The organism is Azospirillum agricola, from assembly GCF_020005195.1.
GTDB classification, from domain to species: domain Bacteria; phylum Pseudomonadota; class Alphaproteobacteria; order Azospirillales; family Azospirillaceae; genus Azospirillum; species Azospirillum agricola.
In genome coordinates this window covers 422,266-440,397 of the sequence record NZ_JAIFZR010000001.1, presented here as the reverse complement: position 1 = coordinate 440,397, position 18,132 = coordinate 422,266, and the positions used below count along the sequence as shown (strand labels likewise).

The 18,132-nt window shown below is 69.8% G+C and carries 13 protein-coding genes and 1 tRNA gene; 11 read left to right on the top strand and 3 right to left on the bottom strand.

Annotated features, from left to right (window positions below; translation table 11 throughout):
• The first annotated feature begins 9 nt into the window (after nt 1-9).
• The 6 genes from bcsA to JN22_RS01820 all read left to right on the top strand — a co-directional run bounded on the left by bcsA (nt 10) and on the right by JN22_RS01820 (nt 8,576).
• Complete coding sequence (bcsA, locus tag JN22_RS01845; protein ID WP_085552265.1) at nt 10-2,292, top strand: UDP-forming cellulose synthase catalytic subunit; 2,283 nt, start codon at nt 10-12, stop codon at nt 2,290-2,292.
• Nucleotides 2,289-4,826, top strand: a complete 2,538-nt coding sequence (locus tag JN22_RS01840; RefSeq protein WP_085552264.1) for a cellulose biosynthesis cyclic di-GMP-binding regulatory protein BcsB — start codon at nt 2,289-2,291, stop codon at nt 4,824-4,826. Before bcsA ends, JN22_RS01840 begins: the two co-directional genes overlap by 4 nt.
• Nucleotides 4,823-5,896, top strand: coding sequence for a glycosyl hydrolase family 8 (locus tag JN22_RS01835; RefSeq protein WP_085552263.1), 1,074 nt, complete (start codon nt 4,823-4,825; stop codon nt 5,894-5,896). The genes JN22_RS01840 and JN22_RS01835 overlap by 4 nt, the downstream gene beginning before the upstream one ends.
• Nucleotides 5,893-7,683, top strand: a complete 1,791-nt coding sequence (locus JN22_RS01830; protein ID WP_085552262.1) for a hypothetical protein — start codon at nt 5,893-5,895, stop codon at nt 7,681-7,683. The genes JN22_RS01835 and JN22_RS01830 overlap by 4 nt, the downstream gene beginning before the upstream one ends.
• Before the next feature lie 10 nt (nt 7,684-7,693).
• A complete protein-coding gene (bcsN, locus tag JN22_RS01825; protein WP_085552261.1) occupies nt 7,694-8,356 on the top strand; it encodes a cellulose biosynthesis protein BcsN in 663 nt (220 codons plus the stop codon).
• A gap of 144 nt (nt 8,357-8,500) precedes the next feature.
• Nucleotides 8,501-8,576, top strand: a tRNA-Phe gene (locus JN22_RS01820).
• 291 nt (nt 8,577-8,867) lie between these two features.
• Here the strand turns inward: JN22_RS01820 and JN22_RS01815 are convergent.
• Nucleotides 8,868-10,079 carry a glycosyltransferase family 4 protein gene (locus JN22_RS01815; protein ID WP_085552260.1) on the bottom strand — a complete coding sequence of 404 codons (1,212 nt, stop codon included), beginning with the start codon at nt 10,077-10,079 and terminating at the stop codon, nt 8,868-8,870.
• A 65-nt stretch (nt 10,080-10,144) separates the two neighbouring features.
• Nucleotides 10,145-10,834, bottom strand: coding sequence for a calcium-binding protein (locus JN22_RS01810; protein ID WP_085552259.1), 690 nt, complete (start codon nt 10,832-10,834; stop codon nt 10,145-10,147).
• A 257-nt stretch (nt 10,835-11,091) separates the two neighbouring features.
• Between JN22_RS01810 and JN22_RS01805 the strand changes: the two genes are divergently transcribed.
• Genes JN22_RS01805 through JN22_RS01795 form a run of 3 tightly spaced genes read left to right on the top strand, consistent with a single transcriptional unit; the run spans nt 11,092 to nt 14,477 of the window.
• A complete protein-coding gene (locus tag JN22_RS01805; RefSeq protein WP_143268105.1) occupies nt 11,092-11,298 on the top strand; it encodes a hypothetical protein in 207 nt (68 codons plus the stop codon).
• A complete protein-coding gene (locus tag JN22_RS01800; RefSeq protein ID WP_085552258.1) occupies nt 11,298-13,136 on the top strand; it encodes a type I secretion system permease/ATPase in 1,839 nt (612 codons plus the stop codon). The genes JN22_RS01805 and JN22_RS01800 overlap by 1 nt, the downstream gene beginning before the upstream one ends.
• A gap of 9 nt (nt 13,137-13,145) precedes the next feature.
• Nucleotides 13,146-14,477, top strand: coding sequence for an HlyD family type I secretion periplasmic adaptor subunit (locus JN22_RS01795; RefSeq protein ID WP_085552257.1), 1,332 nt, complete (start codon nt 13,146-13,148; stop codon nt 14,475-14,477).
• Nucleotides 14,478-14,636: 159 nt separating this feature from the next.
• Here JN22_RS01795 and JN22_RS01790 read toward each other — a convergent pair whose 3' ends face one another.
• Nucleotides 14,637-15,197, bottom strand: coding sequence for a LuxR family transcriptional regulator (locus tag JN22_RS01790; RefSeq protein ID WP_211099540.1), 561 nt, complete (start codon nt 15,195-15,197; stop codon nt 14,637-14,639).
• Nucleotides 15,198-15,334: 137 nt separating this feature from the next.
• On the opposite strand from JN22_RS01790, the gene JN22_RS01785 reads away from it, so the two are divergent.
• Together JN22_RS01785 and JN22_RS01780 are read left to right on the top strand one after the other, a co-directional pair.
• Nucleotides 15,335-16,513, top strand: a complete 1,179-nt coding sequence (locus JN22_RS01785) for an acetyl-CoA acetyltransferase (protein ID WP_449658087.1) — start codon at nt 15,335-15,337, stop codon at nt 16,511-16,513.
• Nucleotides 16,514-16,527: 14 nt separating this feature from the next.
• On the top strand, nt 16,528-18,102 hold the full coding sequence (locus JN22_RS01780) for a class I adenylate-forming enzyme family protein (RefSeq protein WP_085552255.1): 1,575 nt from the start codon (nt 16,528-16,530) through the stop codon (nt 18,100-18,102).
• The last annotated feature ends 30 nt before the right edge of the window (nt 18,103-18,132 follow it).

Here is an 18,132-nt window from a genome sequence, read left to right as displayed (position 1 = left end):
CGGACTTGTATGGCATCCAACCCCGGCGCGCAGAGTGTTGTTCGATCCCTGAACAATAAGGCGCAACAAGCAAAACGTCAGCCAAACCCGCGCCCACGCCGGTTCACCCTTCGGGGGTTGCTGTTGTGGGTTCTCTTGTTGCTTTCGGCAGGATTGTTTCTTGCTTTGGCCGCCTTGCCGGTCGGGCGCGTGGCCAGCGCCGCGATTTCGGCCGGCGTCGTCGCCGCCGCCTTCGTGCTCGGCCGGTTCGCGCCGAAATTCTGGCACGCGCGCACGCTGACCGTGCTGCTGCTCGCCTTCGTCACCTTCCGCTATTTCTTCTGGCGGCTGACCGGCACGATGCCGCCGGTCGAGGATCTGGTGAACTTCATCCCCGGCGTGACCCTGTTCGCGGCCGAGGCGCTGTCCTTCGTCCTGTTCCTGACCTCGCTGTTCGTCATCATCGACCCGCTGAAGCGCGAGCCGGCGGAGCCGACCGGCGATCCGGCCTTCTGGCCCAGCGTCGACGTCTACATCCCCTCCTACAACGAGGATGCGGAGCTGCTGGAGACGACGCTGGCCGCCGCCGTCTCCATCGACTATCCGAAGGACAAGCTGCGGGTCTATCTGCTGGACGACGGCGGCACCGATCAGAAGATCAACCAGGCCAACCCGGAGGCCGCCGCCGCCGCGAGCGAGCGGCGCGCCACGCTGACCGCGCTGTGCGAACGCTTGCAGGTCACCTACATGACCCGCGCCCGCAACGAGCACGCCAAGGCCGGCAACATCAACCACGCCTTCGCGCAGACCGGCGGCGACCTCGTGCTGATCCTCGACGCCGACCATGTGCCGACGGTCGGCATCCTCCAGGCGACGGTCGGCTTCTTCCAGCAGGATTCCGGCCTGTTCCTGGTCCAGACCCCGCATTTCTTCGTCAACCCGGACCCGGTGGAATACAACCTCGGCACCTTCGAGCGGATGCCGAGCGAGAACGAGATGTTCTACTACTCGATCCAGCCGGGGCTCGACCGCTGGAACGGCGCCTTCTTCTGCGGCTCGGCCGCCGTGCTGCGCCGCGCGGCGCTGGAGGAGGTCGGCGGCTTCGCCGGCGACACCATCACCGAGGATTGCGAGACCGCGCTGGAACTGCATTCGCGCGGCTGGCGCAGCGTCTACCTGCCGCGACCGCTGATCGCCGGGCTGCAACCGGAAACCTTCGACAGCTTCATCGTCCAGCGCTCGCGCTGGACCCAGGGCATGATCCAGCTCTTCCTGCTGAAGAACCCGCTGTTCAAGCGCGGCCTGTCCGTGCCGCAGCGCCTGTGCTACCTCAGCACCATGCTCTACTGGTTCTTCTGGTTCTGGCGGCCCATCTTCCTGCTGTCGCCGCTGTGCTACGCGCTGTTCGGCCTGGAGATCTACCGGATCAACCTGCCCGACTTCGCCTGCTTCGTCATCCCGCACGTCTTCGCCGCCGCCTTCCTGTCGCAGTTCCTGCACGGGCGGATGCGCTGGCCGCTGTTCTCCGAACTCTACGAGTATCTCCAGAGCTTCCACGTCTCGCGCGCGGCGCTGGCGACGATCATCCGGCCGCGCAACCCGGTGTTCAAGGTGACGGCCAAGGGCCAGTCGGTGGACGAGGACGGCTTCTCGCCGCTCGCCACCCCCTTCATCGTCGTCACCTTCCTGCTCGGGCTCGGGCTGGCGGCCTGCGCGTGGCGCTACGCCATCTTCCCCGAGCACCGCGCCGCCATCGTGCCGGTCGCGGTGTGGAACCTGCTGAGCTTCGTGCTGGCGCTGGGCGGGCTGGCCGTGGTGTACGAGCGCAAGCGCGTGCGCCGGCAGGAGCGCTTCACCGTCGACCGCGCGGCGGTTCTGGCCTTCGCCGACGGCAGCAGCCTCGACGTGACGGTGGCCGACGTGTCGGCCGGCGGCGTCGGGCTGGAGGTGGCGCCGCAGTGGCGCGAGCATCTGTCGCGGCCGGAAAACCCGGTCCTGACCATCACCGCGACCGAGACGGAGGCGGCGACCACCACCGGCGTGCGCATCCACCGGCTGGAGTCGCGCGGCGGCGGGCTGTCCGTCGGCGCCGGCTTCGCGCCGCGCGACCGCCAGGATATCGTCGAGATGGCGCGCTTCGTCTTCGGCAACAGCGTCGGCTGGGACGATTTCCTCGACCGCAAGCGGGAACGGGCGCCGACCTTCTTCGGCGGGCTGTTCTTCTTCCTGACACGGGTGGTTCCGCGCATGGGACAGGTTCTGCTGGCCCTGCCGGGCGCGGTGGCGCGAATCGTGACGTTCCGCGCGCCATGACCGCCATGGCCTTCTTCACGGTCGGCAAGGGGCTGGCCAGGGGGCTGGCGGCGCTCGGCGTCGCCGCCGCGCTGTGGGCGGGGACCGCGGCGGCGCCGGCCCAGGCGCTCGACCGCCGGGTCATCCCGCTGTCCAGCCTGCGCGACGGTCCGCCCGACGTCACCCTGAACGGCGAGACCGACACGGCGACGCTCCGCGCCTTCATCCCGCCGACCGGGCCGCTGTCCTCGGTGCTGCTGACGCTGAGCTACGAGAACGGCATCGACATCCTGCCGGAAAAGGGGGCGCTCGCCGTCTTCATCAATGGGGCGGCGGTGGCGGAGCTGCCGCTGGCCGCCTTCCGCGGACCGGTCAACGCCAACATCACCCTGCCGGCCAGCCTGATGCGGCCCGGCGAGAACCTGATCGTCTTCCAGAGCAACGCCCAGCACCGCGCCATCTGCACGGTGCGCGGCACCTACGATCTGTGGGCGCGGGTCAATCTGGCGGCCTCCTCGCTGACCCTGGTGTCGGACGGCGGCGCTCCCGCCCCCGATCTGGCGATGATGCGGCAGCTGCTGGCCGCCTCCGACCGGGCGCGCGATCCGCTGGCCATCCTGAAGGCCGGATCCGACATCGACGCCGATCATCTCGGCTGGGGCGCCATGGTGGCGCAGTCCTACGGGCTGCTGCTGGGCGACCAGTCGCCGCGGGTCATCGCCGCCCCGCTGCCGCCGGTGAAGGCCGGAAGCAATCCGGGAGCCGGCCCGGCATCCGGTTCGCCGCTCGACACGATGCCGCTGCCGAGCGCCAAGAACATCCTGATCGGCACCCGCGACCAGCTCGCCCCGCTGCTCGGCGAGGCCCGCGCGGCGGCGATCACCGGCCCGTTCCTGGCGGTCTATCCGGCTGCCGGCGCGAACGGGCCGGGGGGAGCCGCCGGTGGCGCCGGTGGCGCCTTCGTCGGCGTCGCCTCGGGCCGCACCCCGGCGGAGGTCGATCAGGCGGTGATGCGGCTGGCCGACGTCAACCGCCCGCTGCCGACCCAGAGCAGCGTCATCGTTTCCGACAGCGCGCCCGCGCCGCCGCCGCCGCGCGAGGTGCAGGAGGAGGGACGCTACCGCCTTTCCGACCTCGGCTTTCCCAGCGTGCAGCACAGCGGCTACCGCTACACCGGGCGCTTCACCCTGACGCTGCCCACCGGCTACGCGCCGGTCAGCGACCGCGCCGTGCTGTTCCACGTCAACGGCGCCTTCGAGGGCGACCTCGGCCCCGGCGCCATCCTGAACGTCCGCGTCAACGGCCGCGCCGCCACCGCGATGGAGATCGACAAGCGCTCCAGCGGCATCATCGACAACGGCGAGATGCAGTTGCCGATGGCGCTGTTCCGTCCCGGCCCCAACGTCATCGAGGTCGAGGCCGAACTGCCGCCGGCCGGCGGCACCGACTGCGTCTTCGCGGTGCGGCGGCCGAGCTTCACGCTGCACGACAGCTCCAGCATCGAGATTCCCGGCTTCGCCCGGCTGGTCACGCTGCCCAACCTCGCCACCATGGCGCAGACCGCCTATCCCTATGGCGGGATGGCCGGGCGCGACCCCACCGCTCCCTTCGATCTGGTCGTCGTCGGCAAGGATCCGTCCTGGTTCGGCGCCGCCTGGACGATGGCGGCCCGGCTGGCCCAGAAGGCCGGCGACGTGCTGCGCATCGTGCCCTACATCGGCTGGGAAGGCGGGCCGGAGGACAACGCCCTGATCGTCGGCCCGATGGCGGCGCTGCCGCAGGCCGTCTTCGCCAGCGCGCCGCTGCCGGCTGACCGGCTGGCCGGGCTGCTGGAGGCCGGGGCGCTGATCGCCCAGGCCAGCGCCCGCGGCGAGCCCATGGCGGCGGCCGACCGCCGCGCCCTGGTCGACCGGCTGCGCACCGGCTGGACCGGAAACGGCGGGCGCATCGGCGGCGGCTCCCGCGCGCTCGCTCCCATCGCCCCGGTGCCGGAGGGAGGCGCGCAGAGCCGCTGGCAGCGCATGGCCGGCGACGGCAGGGAGGCCGCCTCGGCGGCCTCCGGCTGGGTGCCGGACTGGGCGCGGCGCGCGATGGCCGCCGCCGCCCGCTACGTCAACCGCTGGACCGTGGTCGAAACCCCGGTCGACGTCGTGGCGCTGACCGAGAACACCGAGACGCTGCCCGAGGCCGCCCTGCTGCAATACAAGGCGCCGGGCACCGAAACGCTGACCTGGACCCTGCTGACCGCGTCGGATTCGCGTTCGCTGGACCGCGCGATGCGCAGCCTGGGCGACGGCGCCCTGTGGGACAAGCTGCGCGGCGGCGGCGGCCTGTGGAGCAGCGCCGCCCCGACGATGACCGCGCTGGAGGCGTCGCGCCCCTATCAGGTCATCCTCAATCCCTTTGACATCGGCAATCTGATCCTGATTCTTGCACGCAACCTGTCGCAGCGGATCGAGCTGCTGTTCGGGCTGCTGCTGGGTACGGCGGTGGTTCTGACAGTCGCCATGCGTCTGCTGCTGAAGCCCGGCCACGCGAAGCGGAGCGGATCATGACCACGCCGTCACGGCGGCCATCGCGGCGGGACGTGCTGATCGGAGCGGCGACGACCGGGGCGGCGGTCGCCGGCCTGCTGGCGCTGCCCGGCCCGGCGCTGGCGGCCCCCTACGACGCGGCAGCGTGGCGTGGCTACGCCCGGCGCTTCCTGCTGCCGGAGGGGCGGGTCGTCGACACCGGCAACAAGGGCGTCAGCCATTCGGAAGGGCAGGGCTACGGCATGCTGCTGGCCGAGGCGGCGGACGACCGCGAGGCCTTCGACCGCCTGTGGGGCTGGACCCAGCGCAACCTGATGGTGCGCGGCGACGGGCTGGCGGCGTGGCGCTGGCAGCCGGACGGCGGCGTCACCGACCGCAACAACGCGTCCGACGGCGACATCCTGATCGCCTGGGCGCTGCTGCGCGGCGCCGAGCGCTGGAAGGCCGAGGCCCACCGGACCGCCGCCGCCGCCATCGTCAAGGCGCTGGCCGCCGCCGTGGTGGTGGAGCAGGCCGGCATGACCGTGCTGCTGCCCGGCCGCGACGGCTTCCGCAAGGGCGACACGCTGGTTCTCAACCCGAGCTACTGGGTGTTCCCGGCGCTGCGCGCCTTCGCCGCGCTGCCGGGGGCCGGGATCTGGCGCAAGGTCGCCGACAGCGGGCTGGTTCTGCTGTCCAAGGCGCGCTTCGGCAGCTTCCAGCTTCCCGCCGACTGGGTGGCGCTGGACAGCGGGGGCACCCTGACGGTGGCCGAGGGCTTCCGCAAGCAGTACGGCTACGACGCGGTGCGGGTGCCGCTCTATCTGGCCTGGGACGGCTACCGCGACCCCTATTATTTCCGGCCCTTCGCCATGCTGGCGGCGAAGTACGGCGGAACGGCCATTCCGGCGACGGTGTCGCTGCCCGGCGGCACGACGACGCAGGTCGCCGCCTCGGTCGGCATGCTGGCGGTCTACCGGCTGGCCAGCCGCATCGCCGGCACCGGGAACGAGGTGACGGTCCCGGCCTTCGGGCCGGACGAGGATTACTACTCGACCACGCTGGCTCATATGGCCGCTCTCGCCGCGCAAAGCCTGGGGTTCGAACCATGACGCGTCTCGCCGTCCCGCTGCTCGGCGTCCTGCTGTCCACGGTTTCCCTTGCCCCCGTGGCTTTCGCGCAGTCCGGTCCCGGCGGCCGGGCGCTGGCCCCCGGCGTCAAGGTGGAGGTCGCCCCCGCGCCCGGCAGCGGCACCGCCCCCCAGCCCGGCAAGGTCGACGAGACGGCGCTGCGCTATTACGCCCGCATCGGCGACGTCGAGCGGTTGGAGGCGGAGATCGCCCGGCTGCGCGCCCTCGACCCGACCTGGGAACCGCCGAAGGACCTGTTCGCGCCGCAGCCGGCGACCGCCGGGGTCGACGAGAGTCCCTTCTGGGCGCTGGTGTCGGCCGGCAAGATCGCCGAGGCGCGCGCCGCCGTCGCCGAGCAGCGGCGCCAGACGCCGTCCTGGCAGCCCTCGGCCAACCTGCTCAAGGAGCTCGACCTCGCCGAGGCGGCGGGCCGCCTGCGCGGCGCCAGCGACGCCAAGCGCTGGCAGGACGTGGTGGACGCCGCCGCCGCCCAGCCGGAGGCGGTGACCTGCAACCGGCTCGACAACGCGTGGCGGCTGGCCGAAGCCTATGCCGAGCTGAAGCAGACCGACCGCGCCTTCGACACCTACAAGACCATCGTCAGCCAGTGCCCCAGCGCCAAGGAGCGGCGCGACACCATCTTCAAGGCGTCGCGCCATCTCAGCCAGGCGCAGATCCGCGAGCTGACGGCGCTGGGCGCCACCGCCAACCCGGCGGCCGGCGAGGATTACGCCGCCGTCCGCGCGGCGGAGGCCGAGATCGAGACCGGCCGGCTGCTGGAGCACGCCGGCACCGCCCGGCCCGGCAGCCTGTCGGCCTCCGACCTGGCGCAGCTGGAACGCACCATCCGCGAGAAGCAGGACGCCGGCGGCGCGCTGGCGCTCGGCTGGTACTTCCAGCGGCAGAAGAAATACGCCGAGGCGCAGGGCTGGTTCGCCGAGGCCAACGGCTGGTCGCCTTCCGACCAGGCGGCGGAAGGCCTGATCCTCGCCTACGCCGGCCTGGGCAGGAAGGCCGAGGCGCGCGCGGCGGCCGAGCCCTGGCGCGGCAAGTCCTCCCGCGTCGATCAGGCCTTGAGGTCGGTCGACCCGCCGCGCGGCGGCGGCGGCCGTCCGGCGGGGCCGCAGGGGCCGAGCGAGCTGGATCAGGCGCTGGCCCGCCGCGACTTCGCCGGCTGCCTGACCGCCATCCAGCGCGCGATATCCCGGAGCGGCCCGACCTTCGCCCTGGTCCAGCAACGCGGCTGGTGCCTGCTGGAGCTGAAGCGACCGTCGGAGGCCGAGGCCGCCTTCGTCGAGGCGCAGGCGCTCGCCGCCCGCGAGCCGGCCCGCGGGCAGGGCGCCGCGCGGAACAGCGTGCGCGGCGCGGCCGAGGCCGAGGGAGGAATGACGCGTGCGCAGGAGAACGCCTACGGGCAGGCCATCGCCCGGCTGTCGACCGGCGACACGGTGGGGTTGACCCAGGATCTGGCGCGCCTCAACCTGACCCCGGCCCAGAAGGCCGAGGTCAGGGCCAGTCTTCTGTCGACCGAGGCCGGCCGCGCGCTGGAGGACAAGCGCTACCACGACGTGCTGCGCCTGCTCGACGCCCGCAAGGAGCTGGTGCCGGAACCGCGCAACCTCGGCATCATGCGCGGCTGGGCGTTGTACAACCTGCAACGCGTGGAGGAAGCTTACAAGCTGTTCAAGTCGATCGACGACCGGCTGAGCACCCGGGAATCCCGCGAGGCCGTCGAGACCTCGTGGAAAACCATCTACCACGACTGGTAAAGGCGCGCGCATGTCCGGCGTTTCAAGGTTCCTTCGGCTGTCCGTTCTCGCCACCGCCCTGCTGACCGCCGGCTGCGGCGGCTGGGTGCGCGACAACCTGACCCAGTCGACGACGCCGTGGCGGCGGGTGCAGCCGTCGGCGCTGCCGGTTTCGCTGCCCGACAATCCGCAATTTCCCATCGTCGCCGCCCGCATGCGCACCACCGGCGCGGTGTACAAGAGCTACAGCGTCGTGCTGGGCAACCCGACGGCCCTTCCCGGCGAGAATCGCCTGACCGTGGACGTGCAGACCCTGCCCGACAGCCTGTTCGGCGCGCTGGTCCAGCCGGCCCGCGTCTTCCCGGTGCCGCTCTACACGCTGGAGAGCCTGACGAGGACGCTGGCCGCCGAGTTCCCCGACATGACGGCGACGGTCGCCGACGCGGCGCGGCGCAACCGCTACGGCGACTACGACTACGCCATGGCGCAGGACGAGGAGAACACCTGCGTCCTGGCGTGGCAGCTCATCACCGACCGCGCGCGCATGCTGCCGGAGCGCATCGAGGCGGTGCGGCTGGAGTACCGGGCCTGCGGCACGTCGCGCAACCCGCGAGTCCTGCTCCAGCCCTTCGACGGGCTGGTGCTGATCCTGCCGGAAACGGTGCTGGAGGCGGACGAGCTGAGCGGGCTGTAGCCGCCCCGAATCCCCGCTTTCATCGCGAGGGCGCGGCGTGGAGATTTTTCGATTTTTTGTCTGGACAGGTCCCCGGATTTTTCCTACAAAGCGGCGCCTCGACGCGCTGCGCCGGCCGATACGGCCAACCGCGCAGCGCCGGATGCCCAGGTAGCTCAGTTGGTAGAGCAGGGGACTGAAAATCCCCGTGTCGGCGGTTCAATTCCGTCCCTGGGCACCATCCAATTCGCAGCGTCATCGACGCTGCCGTTAAGAGCGGCGAACGACGGGCAACCGGTTCGCCGCTTTTTTCTTGTCCGCGCCTGCCCGCCGATGTCCTGCGCCCAACTATCTCCATTGCCCGCAGGACTCGAATGGGGCGGCTGGTTCAACCGCCGGCGCCCGCTGAACCCATCGGAGACATCCCCCGCCGAGGCCGAAGCGCGCCGCCATGCCCGAATCGGGGGCGTCGCCAGCGCGGCGTGACTCAGCCGAACCAGCCTCCGGAAAATGCGGCACGCTTCAGTGCCCTTCAGCGCCCGGCCATGTCGTGGATCAGGCGGGTCTGGCGGGCCAGGCAATCGGGACGGGCATAGCGGTCGATCACCGTCCGGCGGGCGGCCCGGCCCAGCGGGGCGAAGGCGCCGGGATCGGCCAGCACATCGATCACGCGGTCGGCAATCGCCTCGGGCGAGAAGAAATCGGCGAGCAGGCCGTTTTCGCCATGTCGGATGACCTCGCGCACCGGCGCGGTGTCTGAGCCCACCACCACGCGGCCGAGCGCCATCACCTCCAGCATCGACCAGGACAGCACGAAGGGGTAGGTCAGATAGACATGGACCCGCGACACCCCGATCGCCGCCAGGAAGCGGTCATAGGGCAGATGCCCCAGGAAGACCACGCGCGCGGGATCCGCCGGCACCTCCCTCAGCATCGCCTCGCGCCAGGTGCCGCCTTCCGGAGGGCCGGCGCCATAGCTGGTCTCGTCGCCGCCGACGATCAGGATGGTGGCGTCGGGCCGCGCGTCCAGGATGCGCGGAACCGCCCGCAGGAAGTTGGGAAAACCGCGGTATGGCTCCAGATTGCGGGCGGCGTAGGTGACCACCGGATCGCCGGGCGTCAGCACGCGGCCGTCCGGCAGGGTGACGCGCGCCGCCGGATCGGGGCGCAGGCCGGCGGTGTCGACGCCGTCGTGAATGGTCGCGATCTTGGACCGGAACGGCTCGGGATGGGTGGCCCGCTGCCATTCGGTCGGCGCGATTCCCCGGTCGCAGCTCTCCAGCGCCAGCAGCAGCGGCGTGTTGCGCATGCGCAGGCTCAGCCGGGCGTCGAGGTCGGGCGGATAGACAGGGTCGAAGCCGAAATCCCGGTCCTGCGCGCCATAGTAGAACTCGCAGTAGCTCAGGTACGGCACCTGCGGCAAAACGTCCTTGACGAACAGCGTCTCGCCCCAGCCGGGATGACCGACGACGATGTCGGGGACGGAACCCTCCTTGCGCAGCGACAAAAGGACGCGCGCGACCTCCTGCCCATGCAGGACGGCGTTTTCGGTGCTCAGCAGATACGGGTGGGTCGGTGGACCGGCGGTGCGCCGCGTGCCGTAGGTCAGTCTTCGCACGCCGGGGATGTCCCGGTCGGCGCGGCGGGAGATGAAGGCAACCTGGTTGGACGGGTCGGCCGCCAGCGCCGCGGCCAGATGCTTGTACTGGCCGGGAAAATTCTGATGGATGAAGGCGATTTTCATGGTCGGACGGGATTGCTGCGGTGTCCGGTCGGGGAACGGCGTCCCCGACCGGACCATGGCCGGGCTCAGACCCGGTCGATGTAATCGCTGAGCCAGAAGGTCGATCCGTTCACGTCGAGATACTCGATGCGTCCGGCGCCGAATCCGCTCCCGCTGTAGAAGTCGTAGATCTGTATGTATTCGGAGAGCGAGCCATCCTTGTGGATGACGAGGTTGTTGGCGCTGCCGCCATAGGCGGCGGCGGAGGTGATGGTGAGCTGGCTGATGTTGGTCACGCCATTGACGCGGACCGTGTCGTAATCGCCTTGGGAATCGTAATAGAGATCCTGGCCGTCCGAGCCGAAGTTGAAGATGTAGAAATCGTTGTCGGAGCCGCCTTCGATGGTGTCGTTTCCGGAGCCGCCCGCAAGAACGTCCTGTCCGCTCTCGGTGCCGTAATCGCCATAGATATAGTCGTCGCCGGATCCGCCATTAATGGTGTCGTTGTTGTTTCCGCCATAGATGGTGTCATTTCCGGCTTCGCCGTAAATAATATCGTTGTTATCCCACCCATCGAGGAAGTCATTGCCATTTCCCCCGAAGATGGTGTCGTTTCCGAACCAGCCCGTGATTTGGTCGTCGCCATCCTCCCCATCCAGGCGATCGTTGTCGGTGTATCCATAGATGGTGTCGTTGCCCGCGCCGCCATAAATCGTGTTGGGTCCGCTGTATGGACCAAGGTTATTTGCGCCCGCATCGCCGTAATAGGTCGCCATTTTTTTTCTCCGAATTCGGCCAGCCTGTCTGGCGTTACAGGGTTATTTTAGGAAAACCGCAAGAGTCAAGTAAAAATATAGACGCATAAGAATAGAAATCTAATGATTCGCTCTCAAAATAAATACTTATGAAGGAAATTATTTGAGTATTCCTAAAGGTATTTTGAGAAATTAACGAATCGTTTACTGATGTTGGGCTTATGTCGGCCGGGTTCGGCAACCAATGCCAGGGCCATCCATTCGATTGGGAATGCGCCATGATGATCGGCCAGACCGCGCCTCTGAATGCTTTACCGTCGTCAGGAGCCGCCCGGTGGAAGACCCTGGGTGCGGCAGGAAATTCCGGTGTCTTCCCGTTTTCGGCTGGAGCCGGCGAGACCGGCGATGCGGCAGGCGACGGCTTGCCGGAGGCCCTGCAGTCCGGCGCCGGCAAAGCCGGCCCCGACGACCGCAAGCCCGTCTGATGCCCCCCCCTGCGCCGTCGACGGAGAAGACCGCCCGTCAAGCGGCGGCCGTGCCCGGCCCCGCGGCGATCGTCGCGCGCTGCCGGGCGCCGCTGCTGTGGGTGGCCGGGTTCAGCCTGCTCGTCAACCTGCTGATGTTGACCTCCTCGCTGTACATGATGCAGGTCTACGACCGGGTTCTGCCGTCGGGCAGTCTGTCGACGCTGCTGTTCCTGTCGCTGATCGCCGCGGGGGCACTGGCCCTGCTCGGCGCGCTCGACTATCTGCGGGTGCGGACGCTCGGCGTGCTGGGCGACTGGATGGAACGCCGCCTCGGCCCGCCGATGCTGGAGCGGATGGTGGACGGCGCCCTGCTCGGGCAGGGGCAGCGTGCCGAAATCCTGCGCGACCTCGGAACCGTGCGCGGCGTGCTCGGCAACGGCCTGACCTTCCTGTTCGACGCGCCCTGGGTTCCGGTCTATCTGGCGTTGCTCTACGCGCTGCACCCGGTGCTGGGGCATGTCGCGATGGCCTCCGCGCTGCTGCTGTTCGCGCTGGCGCTGATCAACGACCGGGTCACCCGCGCCAGTCTGGGCGAAGCCGCCGCGGCCAGCACCCGCGCCCTGGCCACCGCCGAGACCGCCATGCGCAACGCCGAGGCGGTGGACGCCATGCACCTGCTGCCCGGCCTGACCCGCCGGTGGGAGCGCGACCACGCCCGCGCGCTCGACTTGCAGGAGCGGGCGCATCGGCGTGGGACGGCGCTGCTGAACCTGACCAAGTTCCTGCGGCAGATGGTGCAGGTGGCCATGCTGGGGGCCGGCGCCTGGCTGGTGGTGCGGCACGAGATGGGCGCCGGCTCGATGATGGCCGCATCGCTGGTGGTCGGCCGGGCGCTCGCCCCGGTGGAGCAGGCCATCGGCGGCTGGCGGCAGGTCAGCGCGGGGCGCGATGCCTGGCGCCGGCTGACCGCGTTCTTCGCGCGGCCGATGCGCCGCTCCGCCGGTTTGCCGCTGCCGTCGCCGGCCGGGCGGCTGACCGTGCAGACCGTGGCGTTCCGCATCGGCGATCGGGGACGGCCGCTGCTGAACAACGTGTCGTTCGAGGCGCGGGCCGGCGAGGCGCTGGCGATCGTCGGCCCGTCGGCGGCCGGCAAATCGACGCTGGCCCGGCTTCTGGTCGGGCTGCACCCGCCGTTGGGTGGCGCGGTGCGGCTGGACGGCGCCGACCTGTTCCAGTGGCGGCGCGACGACGTCGGCCGGCACATCGGCTATCTGCCGCAGGATGTCGAGCTGTTCGCCGGCACGGTGGCGGAGAACATCGCCCGGCTGGGCGAGCCCGCCCCGGAGGCGGTGGTGGAGGCGGCGCGGCTCGCCGACTGCCACGCCATGATCCTGCGGCTGCCGAACGGCTACGACACCGAGGTCGGCGACGGCGGCGCCTTCCTGTCCGGCGGGCAGCGCCAGCGGATCGCCCTGGCCCGTGCGCTGTACGGCGCCCCGAAGCTGGTGGTTCTGGACGAGCCCAACGCCAGCCTCGACGCCGAGGGCGAGCAGGCGCTGAACCGGGCCATCGCGGCGTTGAAGGAACGGGGAGCCTGCGTGATCGTCATCGGTCATCGGCCCGGCACGCTGGCCCAGGTGGACCGCATGGTCGCCTTGCGCGACGGTCGGGTGGAGGCGTTCGGCCCGCGTGCCGAGGTGCTGGAGGCGCTGAAGCGCCGCACCCTGCAGTCGGTGCCTGGTGGGGCGGTGCCCGGCGGGGCGGCGCCCGCGCGCGGAGCCCAGGCCGGCGCGGCGCATTCGCCGGGGGGCCAGCCCTTCATGGTCCAGGCGCCGACGCTTCAGATGGGGGAGTGAGGTTCGGTCATGGCCAAAGACAACCCTGTCGATCCTTCGCCGTCGCGCCCGCCGGTCGGCCGGTTCGTCGCCGCCGGTCTTGCGCTGGGGCTCGCCGGTTTCGGGGGCTTCGGCGCCTGGGCCGCGCTCGCCCCGCTCGCCAGCGCGGCGGTGGCGCCCGGCACCGTCACCGCCGACAGTCATCGAAAGACCGTGCAGCATCTGGACGGCGGCATCGTTGCGGAGCTTCTGGTGCGCGACGGCGACCGCGTGGTGGCGGGGCAACCGTTGATCCGGCTCGACGATCTGGAATCCCGTTCGACGGTGACGCTGCTGGAAGGGCAGCTCTGGGCGTTGCTGGCGCAGGAGACGCGGCTGATCGCCGAACGCGACGAGGCGCCGGCGATGGCCCTGCCCAAGGCTCTGGCCGCGAGGGCCGCCGACCCGGTCTCCGCCGCGAGCGTGGCGGAAATGCTCGGCGGACAGGAGCGCATCTTCGCCAGCCGTCGCGCCAGCCTGGAGGGGCGCGCCGTGGTCACCCGGCAGCGCATCGCCCAGCTGGAAGCGCAGATCGCCGGCCTGGAGGCGCAACGCAAGGCCGGAGGGCGCCAGCTTGTCCTGATCCAGGAGGAAACGGCAGCCGTGGCGGAGATGGTCGCCAAGGGGTTGGAGCGCAAGCCGAGGCTGCTCGCCCTGATGCGGCAGGCGGTGGAACTGGAAGGGGGGCAGGGCGACCTTGCCAACCGCATCGCCCAGGCCCGCGAGGGCATCGCGCAGGCGGAGCTGGAGATCCTGGGCCTGCGCGCCGACCAGCAGAGCGAGGTCGCCACCGAACTGCGCGACGTGCAGATCCGTCGCGCCGAGGCCGAGGAAAAGCTGGCCGCCGCCTCCATCCGTCACGGCCGGCGCGACGTGCTGGCGCCGGAGTCCGGCACGGTGATGAATTTGCGCGCCTTCGCACCGGGGGCGGTGGTGGCGCCCGGCGAGGCGATCCTGGATCTCGTGCCGCTCGATGACCGTCTGGTGATCGACGCGCGGGTCAGCCCGACCGACATCGACGTGGTGCACGCCGGCCTGCCGGCCAAGGTGGTGCTGAGCGCGTTCAAGAGCCGCACCACGCCGCAGCTCGACGGCGCGGTGCTGCGCGTGTCGGCCGATGCGGTGACCGACGAGCGCACCGGGCAGCCCTACTATCAGGCCCGCGTGGCGGTGGACGCGGCCCAGCTCGCGGCATTGAGGGACGTGCATCTCCTGCCGGGCATGCCTGCGGAAACGCTGATCGTCACCGGCGAGCGGACCTTGTTGCGTTATCTGACGCAGCCGATCGAGGACAGTTTCCGCAAGGCTTTCCGCGAGGAGTGATGCCAGGGCCGGTAAGTCTTGACGCCCGGTCCTGGTATCGGCCGCGACGGCGGCCGCGCGGAACGTTCCGGGATTGGTATGAGAAGGGATCCCCACCATCCTCCCCTAGCCCCGTCGGCGGGAGGGATGGTGGCCGACCGCCGCACCGGCCAAGAGTTCCTATTCGACCAGGATGATCTGCGACACCAGATCCGCCGCGTTCCTTGCGCCGACCTTCCTCATCACCTGCGCGCGATGGGCCTCGACCGTCCGGTGCGAGATGTTGAGGATGTTGGCGATCTCCTTGGACGTGTGGCCGTTCACGATGTACCGGGCGATCTCCCGCTCGCGCACCGTCAGGGACACCGACTTGACGACAGCCTCCGCGATGATGACGAAGCTCCAGACCATCAGGTCGAACGGTGTCTCGGGTGACAGGGTGACACCGCACGCCCTTACCCAGAAGATGTCGGCGTTCCGCTTCTGCATGAAGCGCTCGTCTTCATAGTCTTTCTGCGTTTGCAGGGCCTTTTCACACCGTTCCCCGATCGCGTCGTAATCGGCCGTGCTCGGGTAGAGCTTGCGGACCGACTGGCCGATCAGCTCCGCGCGGGAATAGCCGAACATCCTTTCCACGGCCTTGTTGCATTCCATGATGCGCCGCCGGGCCAGCACGAGCTGGGCGGTGGGGGACTCCAGGAAGCCCATCCGCATCATCGAGTCCGACGCGAGAACGCTCACGCGATCCTCCCTTGAAACCCGGCCAGTGAAACCCGGCCAGCCTCGTGGAACTACGTAGGCTTATAGGTATTTGCACGAATGGAGCCAATGTGTTTTTGGCCGTAAAAATTTGCTACACGAACAATGGGAGGCGGCCAGTGATCAGCCCCGAGGTTTGCATCGTCGGAAGCGGCCACACGGCTTTCGGGAAATTGACCGGACAGACCCTGGAGGACCTCATCGTCGCGTCGGCGCGGGAAGCGGTCGACGAAGCCGGGATCGACCCGTCGGCCATCGACGCCGTGTTTCTCGGGCATTTCAATTCCGGGCTCGTCCCCGACGGCTTCGCCTCCTCCCTGATCCACCAGCTGTCGCCGTCTCTCCGCTTCAAGCCGGCCGTCCGCTGCGAGAACGCCTGCGCGTCGGGGGCGGCGGCGATCCATGCCGGCCTTCACGCGATCCTCGCCGGGCGGGCGGAAACGGTGCTGGTGGTCGGCGCGGAGAAGATGACGCATCGCTCCACGGCGGAGGTCACCCAGGCCCTGGCGGGAGCGGGGTACCAGAACGACGCGGCCGAAGCCGGCCTCAGCTTCCCCCAGCTGTTCGCGCTCGCCGCCCGGCAGTACCGGGAACGCTACGCCGACCCGCTGGAGGCGATGGCGCTGATCGCGTCGAAGAACCACACGAACGCGCTGGCGAATCCCCTGGCGCAGATGCGCCGGGCGATGGATTTCGAGACCTGCAACACGGTCAGCGAGAAGAATCCCCTGATCGCTCCGCCGCTCCGCCTGACCGACTGCTCGCTGGTCACCGACGGGGCCGCCGCCCTGGTCCTCACGCGGGCCGGCAACGCCGCGGGCTTCAAGCGCAGCGTCCGCTTCCGCTCCGCGGCGCATGTCAGCGATTGCCTGCCGATGGCGACGCGCGACTTCCTGGCCTTCGAGGGCCCCGAACGGGCGATCCGGACCGCCTACCGGGACGCCGGCATCGGCGTGGAGGATCTCCATTTCGCCGAGGTCCATGACTGCTTCACGATTGCCGAGCTGCTGATCTACGAAGCGATGGGGCTTGCGGACAAGGGCAAGGGCATCCGCGCGCTGAAGGACGGCGTGGTCCATCGCGGCGGACGGACGCCGGTCAACCTCTCGGGCGGCCTGAAGGCGAAGGGGCATCCGGTCGGCGCGACGGGGGTGTCAATGCACGCCATCGCCTACCGCCAGCTGACGGGGCAGGCCGGCGACCTGCAACAGCCCGGCGCCGCGCTTGGGCTGGTGTTCAACATGGGCGGCGCCGGCGTCGCCAACTATGCCTCCGTCCTGGAAGCCGGGCGCGCTTAGAGGGGGACCGCACCATGAACATCGCGAATTGGCTGCACGCCTCCGCCACGGCAACCCCCGACGCGCCGGCCATCTTCCACGGCGAGGCGCTGCACGCGACCTACGGCGCGTTCGCCGAGCGCAGCCGGCGGCTTGCCGCCGCGCTGACGGACAGCCACGGCGTGAAGCCCGGCGACCGGGTCGCCCTCTTCCTGAAGAATTGCCCGGACTATCTGGAGATCCTCTACGCCGTCTGGTGGGCTGGCGGCGTGACCGTTCCGGTGAACAACAAGCTGCACCCCAAGGAAGCCGCCTGGATCGTCGAAGCCTCCGGAGCGTCGGTGGTCTTCACCGACGAGGGCGCGCTTCACACGGCCTGCGCCCTGCCGGCCTCCTGCGCCGAGGTCGGTGTCCGGTCGCCCGAGTACCGTGGGATGCTGGAATCCGCGGCGGCGGCGGGCAGGCCGTACCCCACCCGCAAGGACGATGTGGCGTGGCTCTTCTACACCTCGGGCACCACGGGACGGCCCAAGGGGGTGATGCTGACGCATTGGAACCTGGCGGTCATGACCTTCTGCTACGGGCTCGACGTCGACCGCGTCGAACCGGGGGACCAGGCGCTCTACGCGGCCCCCATGTCCCACGGGGCCGGTCTCTACAACTTCGCCTATGTCCGTGCCGGCGCGCGCCATGTCGTCCCGGTCTCCCAGGGCTTCGATCCGGAGGAGATCATCGGGCTTGCGCGTCATCACCGGCGCCTGTCCTTCTTCGCGGCGCCGACCATGGTCAAGCGGTTGACGGAGACGGCCAGAACGGCCGGCTACGACGGCGACGGCATCAAGCTGGTCGTCTACGGCGGCGGCCCGATGTACGCGGCCGACATCGACGACGCGCTGTCGGTGCTGGGGCCACGGTTCGCTCAAATCTATGGTCAGGGCGAGAGCCCGATGACGATCAGCGTCCTGCCGCGCCATGTGGTGGCCGACGAGACCCACCCCCGCTGGCGGGAGCGGCGCGCCTCGGTCGGCTACGCCCAGGCCTGCATCGCCATCAAGGTGGTGGATGACGATCTGCGCGAGGTCCCGGCCGGAACGCCCGGCGAGATCCTGGTGTCGGGCGACACCGTCATGAAGGGCTACTGGAACAACGCGGACGCGACCGGCCAGACCGTCGTCGACGGCTGGCTGCGCACCGGCGACATCGGCCGGCTGGACGAGGACGGGTTCCTGACCCTGACCGACCGCTCGAAGGACGTCATCATCTCCGGCGGCACCAACATCTACCCCCGCGAGGTGGAGGAGGTGCTGGCGCGGCACCCGGCGATCCTCGAAGTGTCGGTGATCGGCGTGCCCGAACCGGAATGGGGCGAGCAGGTCGTCGCCTTCGTCGTCCGCCGCGACGGGATGGCGTGCGACACCGGTGACCTGGAAAACTGGTGCCGGGCGGAGATCGCTTCCTTCAAGAAGCCCAGGCAATACGTGTTCTGCGACGAGTTGCCCAAGAACAGCTATGGGAAGATTCTGAAGACCGCCCTGCGCGACGAGTTTTCAGCGCGGCGGCTGGGAGGGTCGGGAGTATCCGGGAATTCGTGCTCGGTCGGCTTATCCTGAAGCGAAAGGAGCGCCTGACACCCGCCCCGC

Bases quoted from the DNA above. Each gene is read 5' to 3' on its own strand.
- JN22_RS01795 (WP_085552257.1), top strand. From the start codon at position 13,146: ATGGCCAAAGACAACCCTGTCGATCCTTCGCCGTCGCGCCCGCCGGTC.
- bcsN (WP_085552261.1), top strand. From the start codon at position 7,694: ATGTCCGGCGTTTCAAGGTTCCTTCGGCTGTCCGTTCTCGCCACCGCC.
- bcsA (WP_085552265.1), top strand. From the start codon at position 10: ATGGCATCCAACCCCGGCGCGCAGAGTGTTGTTCGATCCCTGAACAAT.
- JN22_RS01815 (WP_085552260.1), bottom strand. From the start codon at position 10,079: ATGAAAATCGCCTTCATCCATCAGAATTTTCCCGGCCAGTACAAGCAT.
- JN22_RS01800 (WP_085552258.1), top strand. From the start codon at position 11,298: ATGCCCCCCCCTGCGCCGTCGACGGAGAAGACCGCCCGTCAAGCGGCG.
- JN22_RS01835 (WP_085552263.1), top strand. From the start codon at position 4,823: ATGACCACGCCGTCACGGCGGCCATCGCGGCGGGACGTGCTGATCGGA.
- JN22_RS01780 (WP_085552255.1), top strand. From the start codon at position 16,528: ATGAACATCGCGAATTGGCTGCACGCCTCCGCCACGGCAACCCCCGAC.
- JN22_RS01830 (WP_085552262.1), top strand. From the start codon at position 5,893: ATGACGCGTCTCGCCGTCCCGCTGCTCGGCGTCCTGCTGTCCACGGTT.
- JN22_RS01810 (WP_085552259.1), bottom strand. From the start codon at position 10,834: ATGGCGACCTATTACGGCGATGCGGGCGCAAATAACCTTGGTCCATAC.
- JN22_RS01805 (WP_143268105.1), top strand. From the start codon at position 11,092: ATGATGATCGGCCAGACCGCGCCTCTGAATGCTTTACCGTCGTCAGGA.
- JN22_RS01840 (WP_085552264.1), top strand. From the start codon at position 2,289: ATGACCGCCATGGCCTTCTTCACGGTCGGCAAGGGGCTGGCCAGGGGG.